Consider the following 16,848-nt stretch of genomic DNA (forward strand, 5'->3'; position numbering starts at 1 on the left):
CATTTTTTTCTGAGTTGATCGCATCAAACCCCAGGCTAATACCCAGGAGGGCACCCAGGAAACTGATGAAAATATGGAACGTTGGCAGTGAGCCATCGGAAATGGTAAGCAGCTTCAGATACAGGAACAACCGGTCCGGGTCATTCTCGCTGGCAACTGCGGCCTTCAGGTTAGTGATGGAAATATACATAGCCCCGGCGAAGGTAAGCAGGATTAGTATGGCCATCACCAGGAAGCGCCATGACCGGATATGGTCTGCAATCTCTTTGCGTACCATGATGGCAAGGGGAGATGCCTGTACATCGCGCTGTGCATTTGTGGTTAGCCCCTTACGCCTTTGTTTTCCTGGAAAAAGTCCGTTGAAATAAACCAGTGGATTTTCCATGTTTTTTATCAGAATTTATACTGTTTTCAAAATAACGGTGGTAGATATCTTCAAGTCCGTGCGCCTCTTGTTGCACACTCATTACCTCCAGGTTCTCCTGCACGCAGCACCTTACAAGCGCCGGTGTGACGTTGTGTGTACATGCTACCTCCAGGCCCTGCTCCAGCAGGGTAACGTTGGCAACACCTTCGATAGCGCTGAAGGAACTCATGCCGTTCCATGCGGGAGGAAGCGGTGCCGCGAGTTGAATAGTTACGATGATATTGCCGCCGGGTGAGAGGCTACGCCCCAGCGAGGCTACATCTCCGTTGGCGAGTAGTTTTCCGCCAACGAAAATACCTACCCGGTCGCATACCTGTTGTACCTGGTGCAGGTGGTGAGACGATAGCAGCACGGTAATCCCTTGTTGACGGCTCAGTTCCCGGATCAATGCCAGGAAATCTTTTACACCGGTGGGATCGATGCCCAGCGTAGGTTCATCCAGGATGATGACTTCCGGCTGACGTATCAGTACGTCTGCCAGGCCGAGCCTTTGCTTCATGCCGCGTGAATAGGCTGCCGTCTTTTTGTGCATGGCATCCTGCAGGCCTACGAGTTCCATCATTTCCATGGCGCGCCCTTTTACCTGCGTTTCGGGTATGCCGCTAAGGCGGGCAATATACACAAGGTTATCCAGCGCGGACATGCTTTCATAAAAACCCACACTGTCTGGCATGTATCCCACTCTGCGTTTGACTTCTATGGGACGGGTAGTCGCGTTGATCCCGCACACAGTGGCCGTTCCGGAGGTTGGCTCGGTCAGTCCCAGCATCATCAGGATCGTGGTTGTTTTACCTGCTCCATTGGGTCCAAGCAGGCCGTAAACTTCCCCCCGGGTTATGCTGAGGTTTAGATTGTCGACGGCCTTCAGTGAACCGTAACTTTTTGAAAGTCCCTCCAGTTCAATGATTGCATTTTGCATAAATGGTGACTTATCTTCTACCGTATTTTTTAATGAGTGTGTAAATAACACCGATAGCAGCGAGGATAACCAGCACGCCTATCCAGCCTGCCAGCCACGAAGTAGTGACCGTCATACGGAATACCGCGCTGCTGTTTACATTACTGTTGCGGGCCGTAAAAGTGGTAACGTAATCGCCCGCAATTGTTTTGTCGGGCACTTTAACATTCGCCACAATATCCAGCGTTTTTCCAGGTTCCAGCCGGTCCACTTTTGAGGGTTCAAAAGTGGCGTCCCATTTAGCGGGCGATTGTGCAGAAAGTTCTATAGCGTCCAGTGGCAGCGAGCCAGTGTTACGCACCGTCAGGTGTATTTTTTTCTGTGATCCTTCAGTAATCTCGTCGCTGAGCAGCCCGGTGGGCGTGGTTAATTCCAGCCCATAAGCGCCTTTAACCACTGCTTCGAGGGTGAGTTCCAGCGATCCTGCATCGCTGGTGGCTTTTACTGGTACTACATACTTGCCCGGTTTGGTTTCAGGCGCAGGTGTAAGCTCGATAGCTACCTCCTGTGTGCGGCCAGAGTCGGCCCTGAACGAAGTTACCTGCATCCCATCCACGCGGAATGCCAGGTTCCATCCTGCAGGAGCTCCGGCAGCCAGATTGTAAATAACAGGCCGGGGCGCACCGTTGTGCAGGGTGGCACTAAACCGGAAGGTTTCTTTGGATGTTGCTTCCAGGTTAATGAATCTTGCCGTAAATGTGGATGGTGTGCTGCGCACTCGTTCGCCATAGGCAGCATGAAAAAGAAAGAGGAACAGGGTGGCCAGAAATGGCAGGGTAAAATACTGATGCCGGCCTTGCTTTTGCCGGCGGTGGCAATGTTGCGCTAACATAAATCAACAAATAGATTTTAAGTATTTATCAATAGAATAAAGCGCCTCGCAAAAAGGCAGTGCTAATTTAAATAGCTCAAAAAAAAATTCCAAATCACAGAGGGATTTTTTTTAAAAACCTGATTCATATAATGATAACATCATTCGCCGGACAGGTAAAAGTGCGTCATTTTTTCCGGTTAAGCAGGCTGGCATTTTACTTGAGGGGCACTTATAAAACAGCACAATGAAAACTCGTTTTTACATTCAGCTGAGTATAAAAACAGCAGAGGGGCTGGAAAGTTATGGCCGGTTTCACATTGGCGACAAACGCGCAGCAGCAGTTAATCTTTTCGGGCAACTCAAAGGCAACTCAGTTATCGGCGACGCAAACTATCTGTTTATGGAGCTGATGGAAACGGTGGACGGACTGCCCTTTAACCTGCAGTTGATCAGTTGTACGCTCGACGAAGTAGCGTACAATTGCCGGCTTATCAGCAAGGAAGTTTTTCAGCTGGCTAACCTGAAATCGTAGGGTGTAATGATGCCGGTAGGGCGGCTGCGTGCAATTTTGACGCCGGGAAGCATGGAATAAATGCCAGTTTTTCGCAAAACTGACAATACTTCATCGCCAGTCGGCATTTGCGTTGATGTCAAGATATTATTTACAAAGTTTACACTTTTATTTACAATCCAAAATCCTCATTATGAACGCTATAAGGTAATTTCGCTGGATCAACTTTGATAGATATAAATGTCTATGAAAGTTTGACTTAATCACGGCATCTATATATTATCTAATTAACAAACACAAATTATGAAAAAAGTGATTTATGCACTGATCTTATCCCTGGTTGTGGTAAGCGGACTTGTATTTGCCAATAGCGAAATTAAGAAAGAACCCTCTAAAAAGGTATCTCCAAAACCGCTTACTGATGCTGAGAAGAGGGAAGCAAGGAAAATATGGGAGGCAACTCCCGAGGGTATAAAGTACAAAAAATGGGAAGCGTCTCCCGAAGGAAAAAAAGTGTATGCCGGTGCTGCTAAAATAAGGAAGAATATTAGGGATTATACCGGTATGGAAGCTGTTGTAACCTCTCTTTCTCTTCCGCCAGGCTCATTATTAGGTTTCGGAGTGATGGCCAGCATTAACGGTGACGATTATATTCTTAGGTTTGATAATGACCCTCAGCAGCTACGCAGCCTGAAGGTTAACGACAAAATAATTATAAAAAGCCATAGCGTATCGCACGCGCCCAAGTATGCATATCCAATAGTATCGGGCGAATATGTGGAACGGGACGGTAAAATAATTTATAAGCATACTCCCCGCAAAGGTGGTTGCTAAGGATTAAATAAATTATGAAATACATTCACTTGTATAGTTGTTGCTGATGCTTGTTTTTCACGCCTCCTGCGGACAAAAAACCAGACAAACGTACCACAAGATAATATCAGTAAGGGAATTTCAACATAAAGCGGGGGGATGTCCTGGAAGATCGAAAAGGCAATCTTTGGTTCGCTACCAAAGATTAGGGTGCTTATTTATTACAATGGGAGCTCCTTTCAGCATTTTACAACAAAGGATGGGCTTGCAGTAATACAGCATTGCGTATTTATGAAGATAGAGCAATATCACCAGGTAACCTTCATTGATACTACCCATGAATTATTTGTACGTTTCTTTATATTTATGAATGTTTTTCGAATTCGTACCAAACCCTCATTTTGATTTCCTGACGAGTTTTGCTAAAAAATTCAATGTCCCGGTAGAAGGCGACCGTTTGGTCATTCCGCCGGTCATGGGAACCGGCAGTATCAGACGGATATTATTGTCGGACGGTTTGAAAATGATCGTGCATAGTTACAGGTTGAACCAGGATTTCATCCTCAACCGGGTCGGCAATGACGAGCCGAACGACCTGGTAAGTGTCATCTTTCATAGTAACGAGGCACCAGCCAGCGTTAAGACGGGTGAAATAGCCGACCCGCTTTCCCGGAACAGCGCATTTGCCATTCAGATAGCATCAACAGACCTAAATTCACAAATCCGTTTTCCCGCCAATACAGACATCCGTTTTCTTGTTGTTGGCATTATGAAAAATGCCCTGGGGAATTTGCTGGCCATTGATAAACCCAGCAGGGTTGTTCAAACTATACTTAATGCAGATCCCGGATTTCTGTTTTACGAAACCATGAGCGTTGAAGTACACAAACTGGTGAAGCAGATAACGGATGCGCGGGAAAGCAATACGTTGGCTGATTTTTATTACCGGCTTAAGGTGCAGGAAATGCTTTATCTCGTATTCGAAAAATTACAGCAGCGAGACATGCAGCACCACAGCACCATCCATAAAGATGATGTGGAAAGGCTTTTTTTGATTAGAACAGCCATCCTGTCCGACCTGTCAACTCCACCCAGTTTACCAGACCTGGCAAAGATGGTTAGCCTTGGCGAAACAAAAATGAAAGACTTATTCAGGCAAGTGTTTGGCGACACTATATACAATTACTACCAGCATGCCCGGATGGAAGAAGCGGCCTTTCTACTCAAACATGGCGGACTGTCTGTGTCCGAAACCGGCTACCAGCTTGGATTCGCTAACCTCAGTCATTTTGGACGTCTTTTCGAAAAATACCATGGCGCCAAGCCCAAAAAATACGCTACCGGCGGATAGGACTATTTTCCAGTCGTAAATGGCTATTTTGCCGCTTTTTATTGAAGCAACTTCGTGTTGTCATATAAATGATAACAACATGAAAAAGCTATTAATGCCTTACGCAAAAGGCGCTGTACAACTCAAGAATCATCTGGTTATGGCCCCTATGACCAGAAGCCGTGCAATCAATAACATGCCCAACGACCTGATGACCGCGTACTATTTGCAAAGAAGCGGTGCTGGCCTGATCATCACAGAGGGAACCGCTCCTTCGGCCGATGCACTGGGTTATGCCAGGATCCCGGGCCTTTTCTCGCCGCAACAAACAGCAGCCTGGAAAACCGTTACAGACGCCGTACACGCCCAGGGAAGTAAAATATTCGTGCAGCTCATGCATACCGGACGTATCGGTCATCCGGCCAACCTTCCGGAAGAGGGCCGACTGGTGGGGCCTTCTAATATCAAAGCCGAGGGAGAGATCTGGACAGACACCCTGGGTAAACAGCCTTATCCTGAGCCGGCGGCGCTAACAGCAGAAGGAATCGAAAATGTAGTGGCCGAACATGTTAACGCTGCCCGCAATGCGATAGCGGCGGGCTTCGACGGTGTTGAATTACATGGTGCCAACGGCTACCTGATAGAACAATTCCTGAACCCCCAAGTGAATAATCGGACGGACGACTACGGGGGAACCGTATATAACAGAGCAAGGCTGGCTATCCGGATTGTAAAAGAGATGGCCGCAGCGATTGGGGCGCATAGAGTGGGCATACGTTTGTCGCCGTTTTCGACATTAGGCGATTTGGCTCCTTATTCCGAACAGGAAGTGCATGACACCTACGCTTTGCTGGCCAGGGAAATGGACAACATGGGCATCGCTTACCTGCACATCGGTGTTTCCGCGATTATCCCGCAACGAACATACGACGCTATTCGCGGAGGTTTTACAGGCACGATCATCTTATGTAATGGCCTTACACCTGAAACCGGCGAAACAGCCTTAAATGCAGGCTTTGCAGATCTGGTGGCATTTGGGAGGGCGTTTCTTGCCAACCCTGATCTCGACCTGCGCATTGCGACCGGCGCAGCATTAAACGAAACCGATTACACCACCCTCTATACCCCTGGTTCGTTGGGCTATACGGACTACCCTCTTTATGAAGAAAGTCACGTTTAACCGCTTCGGTGGTATAGAAGTACTGCAGTTAGTTGATGCTCCCATGCCAACAGGCGATATTATTGTACAGGTAAAAGCCGTGTCCATCAATCCCCTCGATTGGAAGTTATGGCAGGGAGAAATGAAGATGATGAGCGGGCGAACATTCCCTAAATCGGTTGGTATCGATTTTTCAGGTATTGTTGTGCAAGGCAATGGGAGGTTTAAGCCAGGGGACGAAGTGTTAGGTATCTCATCAATTTTTAAAGGCAGCTCGCTTGCAGAGTACCTGGCAGTGAAAGACGTTGACATAGTTCATAAGCCGGCGGCCATTACCTTCGCCGAAGCAGCTGCCATGCCGGTTGTAGGTTTAGCGGCATTACAAATCTTTGATAAATTGCTTACTATAAAACCCGGTATGCAGATTTTGATAAACGGAGCTGGCGGCGGCATCGGTTTGTTTGCTATTCAACTTGCGAAAAAGGCAGGTGCCGTTGTTACGGCGGTGGTGGGGCCAGCTGCCATGGAAGTAGCTGCCCGGTTAGGCAGCGATAAAGTCATCAATTATCGGGATGAGCGTATACTAAATGGTGGGCAGATATTCGACGCCGTGATCGACCTTTCTGGTAAGATGGACTATCGCCATGCCAAACCGCTGCTGAAGAGAAAAGGGATTTATATAAATACCTCTCCAGGTCTGATAGAAATGATAGCCTCGTTATTTTCAGGCGGCCGGTATAAATTACTGTTTCTTAAACCCTCAACGGAGTATCTCGAAAAGCTGGTGAAGCTGAACCTGGAGACCATCATAGGCGGCCGATATAGTTTTGAAAATTTCCGGCAAGCTTTCGAAGAGGTCAAAAAGGGAGGTGTAGTTGGCAAAGCAGTGATACTGCTATGAAATCGTCACAATCCATACGGGAACCGGGTCTGGTTTCGTGAATCAGTTTCCGATGTTGCCGGCTGCCGGTTTCCTGCGGGTACACAGGTCTACGTCGTGGCTGTCGATAAAATTGAATCATTGTATCCAACCAAAGACTGCTGAAATCAGCTTGTCAACTCGTTGATCAGGATGTATAAAACGGCAAAACCCGCTCTTAGAGCGGGTTTTGCTTTGTTGGTGCCCAGCACCGGAATGTTTTCGAACCAGTTTGTACAGATAATCAATGATTTAAATAGTTTTAGGCTCATAAAATAACGTATATGGCGCTTTATAAATGCTATATTAATTACTGGTACTTCCAACGTCAATTTTGATTTCTTCAGCCGATGGCACTGATTTGATTTCTGGAAGCGGGTACTTTAAATTATGCCTTTCCAATCGCTTGCCCACACAATCGTCATATTTCGAAAGCCAGTTGGAAAACAACCTATTAAAAATGATGGCCACGTTTGAAAAATCATCGGGAAGCGCAATTTCCTCGCAAACAATAAACAAAACCCCGTTATTCCGCATATAAAATTCTGTATCTTCTGGAATTTCGCAGACTAATGGAATCGGACAGGTAATTAATGTTAAATTAGTATCAGAGAATATGAATGGGTTTGAAATTACCTTGCTATGCTTAAATGTGTCTTTAAATTGCGTTTGAAACCTAAACTGCAAGTCAATCATGTCGTCGTCCTCCATTATGTTATCTGGAAACCACTGGCGTAAATTAAAATCATCGCGGGCAATGAATGTTTTGGCTCCGTTTACTTCCGAGGCATTCAAGTAATTGGGAGGAAAGGAAGTAGGGAGCTTTAAGAATTCATCCAAATGTATCCCTACAGTGAACCGTGCGTTCGGAGTTTCAAGGAGATACTGCGGATTCTGTATAAAAGGCTTGTATACGGATGCCATCCCGTCTTCAATATTTTTATCGCACAGTGCGGTATCGTCGGCCCCTTGTATCGTACAGGTGTTAGAGTTAAGCGAAATCACAGCCTCGTCAATATACGTATCCAGTATCTTTTTTCGTTTTAACTCTCTTGTTAAAATGCTAACTCTGGTGAGCGCTTCAAGCTCTCCCAGCCCTGATATAGTGAATGAAGCCTCCCGGGTGAGCCGGACATACGCAAAATAGCCTCCAATTAAAAGTGTAACTGCAAAAAGCAATACCATCCAACGCGCATTTTCGCCGAATATACCGCCAAAAAATCCGCCTACAGCCAAAAGAAAAATTATTTCAAGGATACTAAACACTACAATGTGCCTGCGTTCAAATTTATAAGACGAATAGAGAAGAGAAAACAATTTTTGTATTCTATATTGGTGCTCCATTTTATATGTATTATAAGTTTTGCAAAGGGAAGATAAAGCCACTATACGGACGAAAGCGTAAAATTTCATTACCTTTAAAATCAATCTCGAAAGCGTAGTTGTACAGCATGCCAGGAATTAAATGCTCCGCAGGGTTTAAAACGAACACTATATAACATGTGGGCGATAACTGCATTGAGCCTTTGGGGATAAGCCTGGTCTTCGCACTCTTCCAATTTTCTCTCCATTTGCTTAATACAGCAGCATGGCCTACGGCGTCTTCATTTGAATCTAAGTTCCAGGAAACTAATGAATGGGTGCAAAAATTAGAATAAACACGCTGAAATAACAAAACCCGCTCTTAGAGCGGGTTTTACTTCGTTGGTGCCCAGTAGCGGAATGTTTTCGAACCAGTTTGTACAGATAATCAGTGACCTACTCACAAACTGATCGTGATTCTGTTGCCAGAAGCATCTCATATTCTTAAACATATAAGGAGCAATTATTTTCGATCTATTTCCCTTCTTTATAAAGGATTGATTGATTTTTATTATCGAGTATCCAGCTTAAATATCTGTCTAGGCCGGCGTTGGTCATGTTAATAGTATACTCAATGCCCATTATCGCAATAACAAAGTATAAATTAGTTACTATGCGCTGCTCTCCGACCAAAGTCGGCTCATCAGGTATCAAGAAGTCAAATTCGTTCATTAACTGGTAATGAATCTTTTTTTCTGCATCAAATTTTATTTTAACCTCGTCATAAATCCTCCGTGTATTATAAGGCCATATTTTGAATTCTCCCTGTCCGTATCTGACGAAATTACGAAGCTGATTAAGTCCTTCGTTTTTTACAAATTCATCTTGCCAGCCTTCTAGGTTAGACAATCTTAATGCTAATGCTTCAAGCGCTATTTTTCCAATTAATTTAGATAAATTGAGGTTGTCTTTAGGTGGCTCAGGTATTATTGGGATATATAATTCTTTGTAACTACTAATAGAATCGAATAATTCTTTATTTTCGATAACGACCTCGAGAACACTACTGTCATCCGGAAAAATACTCACTTTATCATTCATGTTTCTAAAAAATCCGGGAAGCCCGGGAATTTTCCCTTTTTTATTCTCGATATGATGTCGTCCTCTCAACGACTGAAAATATGCGAGTTCCAGTACTCGCTTTTCAATCTTGATGGCCAAATAGTTATTGCATGCATCACAAACTACTCCTTTTGGTAACGTATGCTGTTTGTTCCCAAGGCTTTCAGGCACTATATGCTCAATCGATTTGGACTTTGAACTATCTTCCTTACAAAAAATGCATCTCATTTTCTTTTTAAATTAAATGTTATCCGGCCATCTATGATGCGTTCTCGTTGCAAAAAAATTCGCCTTTGCGTCCGTCAAAGTCCGGATGGGCAAGCAACACGCTCAAAGTCGCTATCAGTGATGTCGCCAGCCGCTGCGTATGCGTGCTAGCCGCGGAATAACATGGCCGCTAAAGTAAATACTGCTTATCAGCAAAGCGGTAAAGCGGCTTCGAAAAATATCCCGGCCATTATTCAAGGATGCGTATCTCTTATAAGTTAGCGATTGATTAAGGTTTTGGCGGCATTGACTTGTTTCCCAGCCCCAATCATGGCCAGGTCCATTCAACAAAAAATGGCAACCGCATTACCGCCGTGGCAATTTTTAGATGTCTGCTGGATTTACTTGGTCCAGCCACCAGTTCCACCGCTTTCCGTTTGATAATGTCCGGTATCAAACCACGGGGCCTGCAGATATATGGTGCGCCCCCAGGTCTTACCAGCGTTAGGGTGATCTGCGGGATATATTCGGTTATAGTAAGGTGGTGTCCCCTCTATGGGCTCGCCATCTTTGACCCCGTCGATGCCAATCACTTTTGCGTACCTGTCGGATCTCCAGGACTCACGATGCACGTAAAAACCTAAACGACACCCGTTATCCACATACATTTCAAAGATGTTTCGGCTTTTTTTCATCGGATTTTGTTTTACTTATCTGCAAAATATTACAAAGAAATTTTTATCCCCCCCCCCAAAAAAATGTTCGACCAGGGTTTTGTTAGCCGATTAGTTACGAATCCTATACCAAATTTCTTTGCCATCCGTACCTATAAGCCATTTAATATCTCTGATATAAACAAAAAAGGACTTCCTGCATAAACGGGAAGTCTTAAGAGTTGTGGAAGTAAAGTGTTTGGATCTTGCATTTCATAATTTTATAATCTGCATGAAATGGCAGCGATTGACTAATCTACTGATATCTCGCAATGCCCCAGCAGAATCCACAGAATTACTACACATTTAGAGGTCTAATTGCCGGTTTGATTTACCGTAAAAAAACTATTCAACCAATTATCGCCGTCTCGCTTAACATACTTCTGTAACTTCTCAGATAACTTATTTAATAAGGCTTGGTCGGAAGATATAACCACATTATTAATTAATTGACAAGATCTTGCGTTCACGTACTCCACAGCTTTTGATGAGTTGCTCGAATGCAATATCCGTTTTGAAGTCACTTTAGCAACATCAACGATTTCCTGTTCTGTCAAATCTATAGCTAAGCAATAAGTACTGGACAGTGGTAAAAATAGAAATCCTTCACCTGTGAGCTTTAGGTTGTAGAAAGTTTGGTCGTTCAGAAAAACAAAACCCGGATTGTCCGATGTGATGTAGCGTGTTCCATTCTCAGGTGCACGCAATACATGCCATCGCAACTTGCATAGTGCATTTCTAAACTTAATCCTTCTATTAATGTTTTCGTAAGAGTGGATTAGGCTCTGCAATTGTAATTTTTTTTTCAAATCGGGATCCTCTCTGTTTTCATCTAACATCTGTTTGGCCACAGCCTTCTTAATTTCTTTATCCATATTTGCAAAGGGTGCTCCAGGATGATCAAGCTCGGTTAGTAATATTTCCATTACATTCTCCAAAGTTTCAATTGTGTATGTCTTAGCGTGATAAGGATTTCTCATCTTCAGCTGTACCAAGAAGTCACAGAAAAGATTGGCATCATCAATGGAAATTTCTTGCCCAGAGGTTATTAGCGTAAATAATCTGCCATATTCTCTTTCAGTTGATTGCAGAACCTCATTCTCTACAAATAGGCTATCCCACTGGTTCAATGAAAATGAAGTCATTTGCACATCTTCCGACGGAATTTTGTAATAATAGTCTTCTGTACATATGGTTCTAGGATGGCATTTTTTTGCGAAGGAACGAAATCCCTTTCGCTGTATGTTTTCTAAATTTAGATAGTATAATTTGTCTCCAGAACAGAAGTTTTTGAGGTAGCATTTAGGCACATAATGGTGTCGTTTTGCTTCAGATTTGGTATCTTTAGTACTTTCAAAACTCATATACTTATTCTTGCTTGGTGAAGATAGGCGGCGAAATAGTAAAATGTGCAAAGGGAGCTTCCGCCCTGTTTTGCGTATTTTTGAATCTAACCTATTCCTCGACTAGCAGCATTTTTACCCGCTCGAACTTAGACATTTTCAACTTACCGGTAGTCGAGTTAGATGGAGGAACTGCTTCTTATAAGCCCATCAACACTTTAAATTGCGCCAGATCTAATATCTTATCTTGGAAACCGCATTCGTTGAAGGCAGCATGAATATTTTTTTCCTCTGTCACTAGTCGCTTATCTAAATTTGTTGGATTATACAAAGCGCCGAATATTATGGATATATCTATCACAGTATTCCATCGCCGATCAGCAACATCTTTTATGGCCTCAACACTATTCCCCACATTTTCCAATAAGCGCTCATTCATAATTAATGCAGGGCAAAATTTCTTCATGAATTCTATTACTGTATTGTAATATTCCTCATTCTTAACTGGTGACTTCCCAGCAATACTATGTGCTCTATCAATAAATCCCTGCGCCACTAGAAACGATAATCTTCCAATTCGTAAACTCTTAAAATAATCGCTACGAAGTTCCTTTTTATCCTTATAGTATTTCCAATCAGCATCTCCATTGTTTATTGACTTTAAATATCCCTCATAGTTGTCTCTGATTTCCCTTTTTTCAAATTCAATCTGGCCTCTAACAGTTTGCACATGCCTTGTCATCTCAGCTTGTCCCAGGTCTTCAATATTACCTACTAGCATTTGAGCCAAATTGATCACTTTAGCATACATTCTAGCATTTTTGTCTCCGACTCCAATAAAAAACCGTTCTAGAATTGCATTAAGCGGTGGTATGAAATCAACATGAATATGTGTTGATGAATAGGTCGTAGATAGGTCAACAAGTAGTCTCAGAGCACTCTTGCATTCTATTCTATCGACATCAGATGCATCATCGAAGTGACTAATTAACTCCATCGCCGAATTAATAGGAAACAGCAACCTGATATTATCTTGTTTACATTTTTGTTTTATTTTACGGGACAAATGAATCACTTCATCGTCTGCAAGATTTCTGACTAAATTTCTGTAGATATTGGTATCAAGTATTAGATCCATTATTAAAATTTCAATAACTGAATAAGGATAATTTTATTTTGGCCTACTAATCGCAAAACATAGGAATACTCAATGCGCTTCGTCATTCGGATTGATGGCCTTTCCATTAATGAAAGAAATAAATTTATTGTACTCGTTTGCCGCCTCTTGCCAACGCGTGTAAGCCTGATTGTACTTTGATACTGAATCCATGTCTCCAAATCTAGTGGTAGACACCATATTTCTATCTGTTTCCAACAGTTGCTTCCAGGCTTTATCAGCATTCATCAATAATTCGTCGTGTTTTTCTTGGTAAGTCATAATAAAGTGGTGATTAAAAGTGATTTTTTGAATAATTATATAATATAATCCTTTTCAGATTAATTCAGGCAAAAATATTGGCTGCGTACAATGAGCCTATAGGAACGATGAAAGTGAGGCACAGAGCGGAGGCCAAAAATTTCTTTTCAGCCTCAGCACTGTTCCACAAAACGATTTTTCCGACCAGTTTCAACCCCGGGAATATCGAGTAAGTACAAAAAAGGATCAGAATAATCTGATCCTTTCAAAAACTTACTTAACAACCCGAAGGCGACACCCCTCTTGACTAATATAATAGTTATAAAAATCCGATGAATTTAACTGCACTATCTTACATAAATCTTCATCGGTATAGTTATAATCCGATTTGTAAACCTGAAGGATTTCCTTAATTATACCCACATCCTCCCTGGGTGGGCTTAACTCAGGTGGCTCCTGTAAACGAAACCCCATTGCCGAAAGTTGCGCCCAGAGATATTTTGCTTGGTTATCGGTTATAATAGCCAGCAGCTTAGCTTTCATCACCAAAGAGGCCATCGATACTCTCCAGTAAAGCTTTAGGTTCGTAAGCATTTTGAAATCAAGATAAGACACCTGTGCCGTAAATTCCTCAGCTGGAACCAGAAACTCGCTACCAAAAGCAAAAGCTTCCCTTTCAACATCACGACGTTCGGAAATCGGATTTTTAAAGTGCATAACCAGATGACCAAGCTCGTGCGCTATAGTTAGTCTAAAGCGATCAGTGGGTAACTTCCTGTTGATGTAGATGACCGGCTGATTTTTTTCAGTGTACATACTTATACCGTCGATCTTTTCGGCTCCAAAATCAAACGGGACTATTATAATACCGTTGTCCTCTATAAGCTTCGTAAGATTTTCAATTTTACCTCGTGGCACCTTCCACCTGTCACGAAGTAACCTTGCGGCATCTTCGGGAGTACCGTGATCTTCAACATTCCAGCTAAATAAATTGGTTTCTGGCAGATCGATACCATCCAGCAACTTCTGCAAACCCAACCTCAACACATTCATTTTTGCTTCGGAAGTGGATAAGTTTTTCCTGGCCATACTTATTTTCCTTCGATAATAGATGTAGCTGGTGGAATAAACTTTGTCCGCCTGTAAAAAGAAATTAACAGGATAATCTAATTTAATGCTAAGGTTTTCTACAATTTCGGATGATGGCTGCATTAGGCCGTTTTCAATTTTCGAAACAGTTCCTTGAGCCACACCCAATAAATTGCATAGGTCACTTTGACTAAGCCCCCGAGATTCCCTCGCTAACTTAATCATGTCTGAGTTAATGGCTGACATAATTTATTATTTAAATATGAACAGGCTACTTGTTGTCCGTACCAGTCTTCCCGTCCTGTTTCTTCGCTCGTACACGCGGTACACTCTCTGCAGCAGGTACGTTATTGATTTTCGCCACCTCAAATATAGCTGATTGTTTTACTTCCGTAGTTAAATCTTTGAACCACACAACAGTGTCGCCTTCGCGGCAGACAAGAACAATCTTAATTAACTGCGTCCAGGAAGAATCCGGCAAGAAACCAGCAACGAGCAAGGTCGGCTCTACACCGAAACCTGCAAAGTCAATTTGCTTATAATATTTTTCTGTTTGTAAAGTCTGCGCGTTTGATCCCTTCAACTCGTCGTCCAACTTCTTGAACCTGATAAAGACCTCACCGCGTATTAAAATCCCCACTATTCCCTTAAACTCTCCGACAACAACTTCACTGTTACCGGCAAATGCCTTCGCCAAACGCAATTTAATAAAATCATTAATCAAGGAGCCACAAGTTCTTGGTTTAAGATCAACTACACCGTATCGCGAACGCTCCGTGCGAACGTCCAAATATTCTCGAAAAGAACTATTTATAACTTCCGCTATTACAGGGAAGTACTTCCTAACTATTTGTTCAACCTCCTGTTGACTTAAAAAGGCCATATAACTATTTTTAAGGGTTTGTTGGGCAAGGTTTTCCAAAAGTACTTTTTTTATTCCAAAAAATATTCTTCCAAATGTCTTTTTTTTATTCCTAAGTTTGTGAGCGAAACCTAAAGGTCAGTTACCAACACTCAATTTGACAGATACTAATTAAATCGCCGACGAACTGTTTATCGTTTTATACCTAATTAATTCTCTTATGACAATTCTAATCTTTTTAGTTTGCGGAACCTTACTCGCCCTATCATTAGGGTATCTGGCAAAATTTACAAGAGTTTATGTTAAAAAATACATTAAAGATCAGAATGGAGAGGTCGCTAAACTCGGATGGTTCTCAATTTTTCTAATTCTTATAGCCTTAATACTCATCATCTTCTCGTTCTTGGCACCAGTAACGTTAACGATGAACGCTCTCACCCCTGAACTGAGTTTTAAGGGGAAGGGTGAAATAGGCGACACCATTGGTGGAATCATGAATCCATTTATTGCGTTGGCGGGGGTGATTGTTACAGGTTTGGCTTTTTACATGCAATATAAAGCTAATGAGTTGCAAAGAGTATTATTTGCGGAAGGTCAAAAAGCTAGTAACGAGCAGTTCCAAAAGCAACTGAACTACCAACAATTTGAAGCTCAGTTTTATGAGATGCTTAAATTACACAAAGAGAATGTAAATGAGATGGAATTGAATGGAAAACAATTGATAGAAGATAGTTGGATTCCTCTTTCTATCACTAAGCGTAAAGTGTTTCAGGAAATGCAAAGGGAGTTTGAAACTTTGTTAGAACTGGCGTCTATCAATAGAAATAATAGACTTCAAGATTTGGAAAATCCAAATTTTCGCTCACGCTATTATTCGCTGTCTAGTGAGACATTCAATGAATGTTATAAAATTTTCTTTTGGGGATTTCATGCTGCTAATAATTACAAGTTGACCGAACATGCGATAGAGGATATCCAGAATATCCAAAAATATCAATATAAGGGAAGTGATGATTTTAACGCAATTCGTGCGAACGATCTGAACTTTTCTATTGAGAGTTTTAAAGGGCATTCATGGTTGTTGGGCCACTATTTTAGGCACCTTTATCTATTGGTGACTTTCGTAGTTGACAGTAAAGTAGTCTCAACACACGATGAGAAAATGCGCTATTTAAAAGTCGTACGAGCGCAACTATCAAATTTTGAGCAGATCATGCTTTTTTACAACTGGATTAGTGGCTTTGGCGACGCGTGGGAGGACGATACTCATAAATATTTCACGAAGTACAAAATAATCCATAACCTGCCGCACACATTTCTATTTGAAAATGACTTTATATCGCGAAAAGTTGACTTTCTCAGAGCTAGATATAAGGAAAATGAAAAAGACGAATTATTTGAAATTGACGAATAGATTTAAGATGTAAACAGAGGCTTTGCTTACTCTATGCCCATTCAGTCGGTAATCAAAGAACTTGTTCTTTAACTATGACACAAAGAAATACTTGCTATCATATATTGATTATAAAAAATATATAGCAAAGTAAAACAAGTATGGTTCACTCAATATTTTGGAAACTATACTATAATAAAAAATATTTATATTAAATTAGTTATTATAAATAAAGCAAATCGCCTTCAAATGGTTACAATTGAAGACTTGGAAATCTCAAAAATTAATAGCTGGTTGAGATAAAAAGATGTGGCGCAAAACACTTCCTGATAAGCCCGTCACAAAACGATGTCTAAAATCAAGTGTGCGAATTATTGGGAATTTCAAACGGAACCTTGCTGTAATTAAGATTAGACGGTACATTTATTTGCACCAAATTAGGCGGATTGTTTTGTTTGATAGATTATAG

The 16,848-nt window shown here is 42.1% G+C and carries 18 protein-coding genes; 7 read left to right on the plus strand and 11 right to left on the minus strand.

The genetic code is table 11. The annotated features are described in order from the left end of the window. From QZT80_RS15000 to QZT80_RS15010, 3 genes are all read right to left on the minus strand, one after another. On the minus strand, positions 1-385 hold a 385-nt coding region (locus tag QZT80_RS15000), incomplete at its 3' end, for an ABC transporter permease subunit (protein ID WP_295123455.1). Continuing rightward, positions 330-1,346 carry an ABC transporter ATP-binding protein gene (locus QZT80_RS15005; protein WP_295123458.1) on the minus strand — a complete coding sequence of 339 codons (1,017 nt, stop codon included), beginning with the start codon at positions 1,344-1,346 and terminating at the stop codon, positions 330-332. The genes QZT80_RS15000 and QZT80_RS15005, both read right to left, overlap by 56 nt. Positions 1,347-1,356: 10 nt before the next feature. Next, complete coding sequence (locus QZT80_RS15010) at positions 1,357-2,217, minus strand: NEW3 domain-containing protein (protein WP_295123461.1); 861 nt, start codon at positions 2,215-2,217, stop codon at positions 1,357-1,359. Between the two features lie 226 nt (positions 2,218-2,443). On the opposite strand from QZT80_RS15010, the gene QZT80_RS15015 reads away from it, so the two are divergent. The 6 genes from QZT80_RS15015 (at position 2,444) to QZT80_RS15035 (ending at position 6,913) form a co-directional block, all read left to right on the plus strand. Then, positions 2,444-2,731, plus strand: coding sequence for a hypothetical protein (locus QZT80_RS15015; protein WP_295123464.1), 288 nt, complete (start codon positions 2,444-2,446; stop codon positions 2,729-2,731). 282 nt (positions 2,732-3,013) lie between these two features. Continuing rightward, positions 3,014-3,544 (plus strand): hypothetical protein, encoded by a 531-nt coding sequence (locus QZT80_RS15020; RefSeq protein ID WP_295123466.1) that lies wholly within the window; start codon positions 3,014-3,016, stop codon positions 3,542-3,544. 125 nt (positions 3,545-3,669) lie between these two features. Further along, positions 3,670-3,732, plus strand: coding sequence for a two-component regulator propeller domain-containing protein (locus QZT80_RS26745; RefSeq protein WP_367112874.1), 63 nt, complete (start codon positions 3,670-3,672; stop codon positions 3,730-3,732). Between the two features lie 161 nt (positions 3,733-3,893). Continuing rightward, the gene (locus QZT80_RS15025) at positions 3,894-4,874 is read left to right on the plus strand and encodes a helix-turn-helix transcriptional regulator (protein ID WP_295123469.1); all 981 of its coding nucleotides are present in this window, start codon (positions 3,894-3,896) and stop codon (positions 4,872-4,874) included. Positions 4,875-4,953: 79 nt separating this feature from the next. After that, complete coding sequence (locus tag QZT80_RS15030) at positions 4,954-6,033, plus strand: alkene reductase (RefSeq protein ID WP_295123472.1); 1,080 nt, start codon at positions 4,954-4,956, stop codon at positions 6,031-6,033. Then, positions 6,014-6,913: an NAD(P)-dependent alcohol dehydrogenase gene (locus QZT80_RS15035; protein WP_295123474.1), complete on the plus strand. Its 900-nt coding sequence runs from the start codon at positions 6,014-6,016 to the stop codon at positions 6,911-6,913. Before QZT80_RS15030 ends, QZT80_RS15035 begins: the two co-directional genes overlap by 20 nt. 324 nt (positions 6,914-7,237) lie before the next feature. On the opposite strand, the gene QZT80_RS15040 is transcribed toward QZT80_RS15035, so the two are convergent. From QZT80_RS15040 to QZT80_RS15075, 8 genes are all read right to left on the minus strand, one after another. Further along, entirely contained in the window at positions 7,238-8,275 is a 1,038-nt protein-coding gene (locus QZT80_RS15040) for a hypothetical protein (RefSeq protein ID WP_295123477.1), read from the minus strand. A 492-nt stretch (positions 8,276-8,767) separates the two neighbouring features. Then, entirely contained in the window at positions 8,768-9,583 is an 816-nt protein-coding gene (locus QZT80_RS15045; RefSeq protein ID WP_295123480.1) for an HNH endonuclease, read from the minus strand. 380 nt (positions 9,584-9,963) lie between these two features. Further along, the gene (locus QZT80_RS15050) at positions 9,964-10,257 is read right to left on the minus strand and encodes a hypothetical protein (RefSeq protein ID WP_295123483.1); all 294 of its coding nucleotides are present in this window, start codon (positions 10,255-10,257) and stop codon (positions 9,964-9,966) included. A 332-nt stretch (positions 10,258-10,589) separates the two neighbouring features. Continuing rightward, positions 10,590-11,639 (minus strand): DUF4238 domain-containing protein, encoded by a 1,050-nt coding sequence (locus tag QZT80_RS15055; RefSeq protein ID WP_295123486.1) that lies wholly within the window; start codon positions 11,637-11,639, stop codon positions 10,590-10,592. Between the two features lie 178 nt (positions 11,640-11,817). Further along, positions 11,818-12,756 carry a hypothetical protein gene (locus QZT80_RS15060; RefSeq protein ID WP_295123489.1) on the minus strand — a complete coding sequence of 313 codons (939 nt, stop codon included), beginning with the start codon at positions 12,754-12,756 and terminating at the stop codon, positions 11,818-11,820. A gap of 69 nt (positions 12,757-12,825) precedes the next feature. Further along, on the minus strand, positions 12,826-13,056 hold the full coding sequence (locus QZT80_RS15065; protein WP_295123492.1) for a hypothetical protein: 231 nt from the start codon (positions 13,054-13,056) through the stop codon (positions 12,826-12,828). Between the two features lie 252 nt (positions 13,057-13,308). Beyond that, the gene (locus QZT80_RS15070) at positions 13,309-14,370 is read right to left on the minus strand and encodes an XRE family transcriptional regulator (RefSeq protein WP_295123495.1); all 1,062 of its coding nucleotides are present in this window, start codon (positions 14,368-14,370) and stop codon (positions 13,309-13,311) included. Positions 14,371-14,395: 25 nt separating this feature from the next. Continuing rightward, on the minus strand, positions 14,396-15,046 hold the full coding sequence (locus tag QZT80_RS15075; protein WP_295123498.1) for a hypothetical protein: 651 nt from the start codon (positions 15,044-15,046) through the stop codon (positions 14,396-14,398). A 160-nt stretch (positions 15,047-15,206) separates the two neighbouring features. Between QZT80_RS15075 and QZT80_RS15080 the strand changes: the two genes are divergently transcribed. Beyond that, entirely contained in the window at positions 15,207-16,400 is a 1,194-nt protein-coding gene (locus QZT80_RS15080; RefSeq protein ID WP_295123501.1) for a putative phage abortive infection protein, read from the plus strand. Positions 16,401-16,848 lie beyond the last annotated feature (448 nt).

This window comes from uncultured Chitinophaga sp. (assembly GCF_902168175.1).
Taxonomy (GTDB): Bacteria; Bacteroidota; Bacteroidia; order Chitinophagales; family Chitinophagaceae; genus Chitinophaga.

Bases quoted from the DNA above. Each gene is read 5' to 3' on its own strand.
- QZT80_RS15005 (WP_295123458.1), bottom strand. From the start codon at position 1,346: ATGCAAAATGCAATCATTGAACTGGAGGGACTTTCAAAAAGTTACGGT.
- QZT80_RS15010 (WP_295123461.1), bottom strand. From the start codon at position 2,217: ATGTTAGCGCAACATTGCCACCGCCGGCAAAAGCAAGGCCGGCATCAG.
- QZT80_RS15015 (WP_295123464.1), top strand. From the start codon at position 2,444: ATGAAAACTCGTTTTTACATTCAGCTGAGTATAAAAACAGCAGAGGGG.
- QZT80_RS15020 (WP_295123466.1), top strand. From the start codon at position 3,014: ATGAAAAAAGTGATTTATGCACTGATCTTATCCCTGGTTGTGGTAAGC.
- QZT80_RS15025 (WP_295123469.1), top strand. From the start codon at position 3,894: ATGTTTTTCGAATTCGTACCAAACCCTCATTTTGATTTCCTGACGAGT.
- QZT80_RS15030 (WP_295123472.1), top strand. From the start codon at position 4,954: ATGAAAAAGCTATTAATGCCTTACGCAAAAGGCGCTGTACAACTCAAG.
- QZT80_RS15035 (WP_295123474.1), top strand. From the start codon at position 6,014: ATGAAGAAAGTCACGTTTAACCGCTTCGGTGGTATAGAAGTACTGCAG.
- QZT80_RS15040 (WP_295123477.1), bottom strand. From the start codon at position 8,275: ATGGAGCACCAATATAGAATACAAAAATTGTTTTCTCTTCTCTATTCG.
- QZT80_RS15045 (WP_295123480.1), bottom strand. From the start codon at position 9,583: ATGAGATGCATTTTTTGTAAGGAAGATAGTTCAAAGTCCAAATCGATT.
- QZT80_RS15050 (WP_295123483.1), bottom strand. From the start codon at position 10,257: ATGAAAAAAAGCCGAAACATCTTTGAAATGTATGTGGATAACGGGTGT.
- QZT80_RS15055 (WP_295123486.1), bottom strand. From the start codon at position 11,639: ATGAGTTTTGAAAGTACTAAAGATACCAAATCTGAAGCAAAACGACAC.
- QZT80_RS15060 (WP_295123489.1), bottom strand. From the start codon at position 12,756: ATGGATCTAATACTTGATACCAATATCTACAGAAATTTAGTCAGAAAT.
- QZT80_RS15065 (WP_295123492.1), bottom strand. From the start codon at position 13,056: ATGACTTACCAAGAAAAACACGACGAATTATTGATGAATGCTGATAAA.
- QZT80_RS15070 (WP_295123495.1), bottom strand. From the start codon at position 14,370: ATGTCAGCCATTAACTCAGACATGATTAAGTTAGCGAGGGAATCTCGG.
- QZT80_RS15080 (WP_295123501.1), top strand. From the start codon at position 15,207: ATGACAATTCTAATCTTTTTAGTTTGCGGAACCTTACTCGCCCTATCA.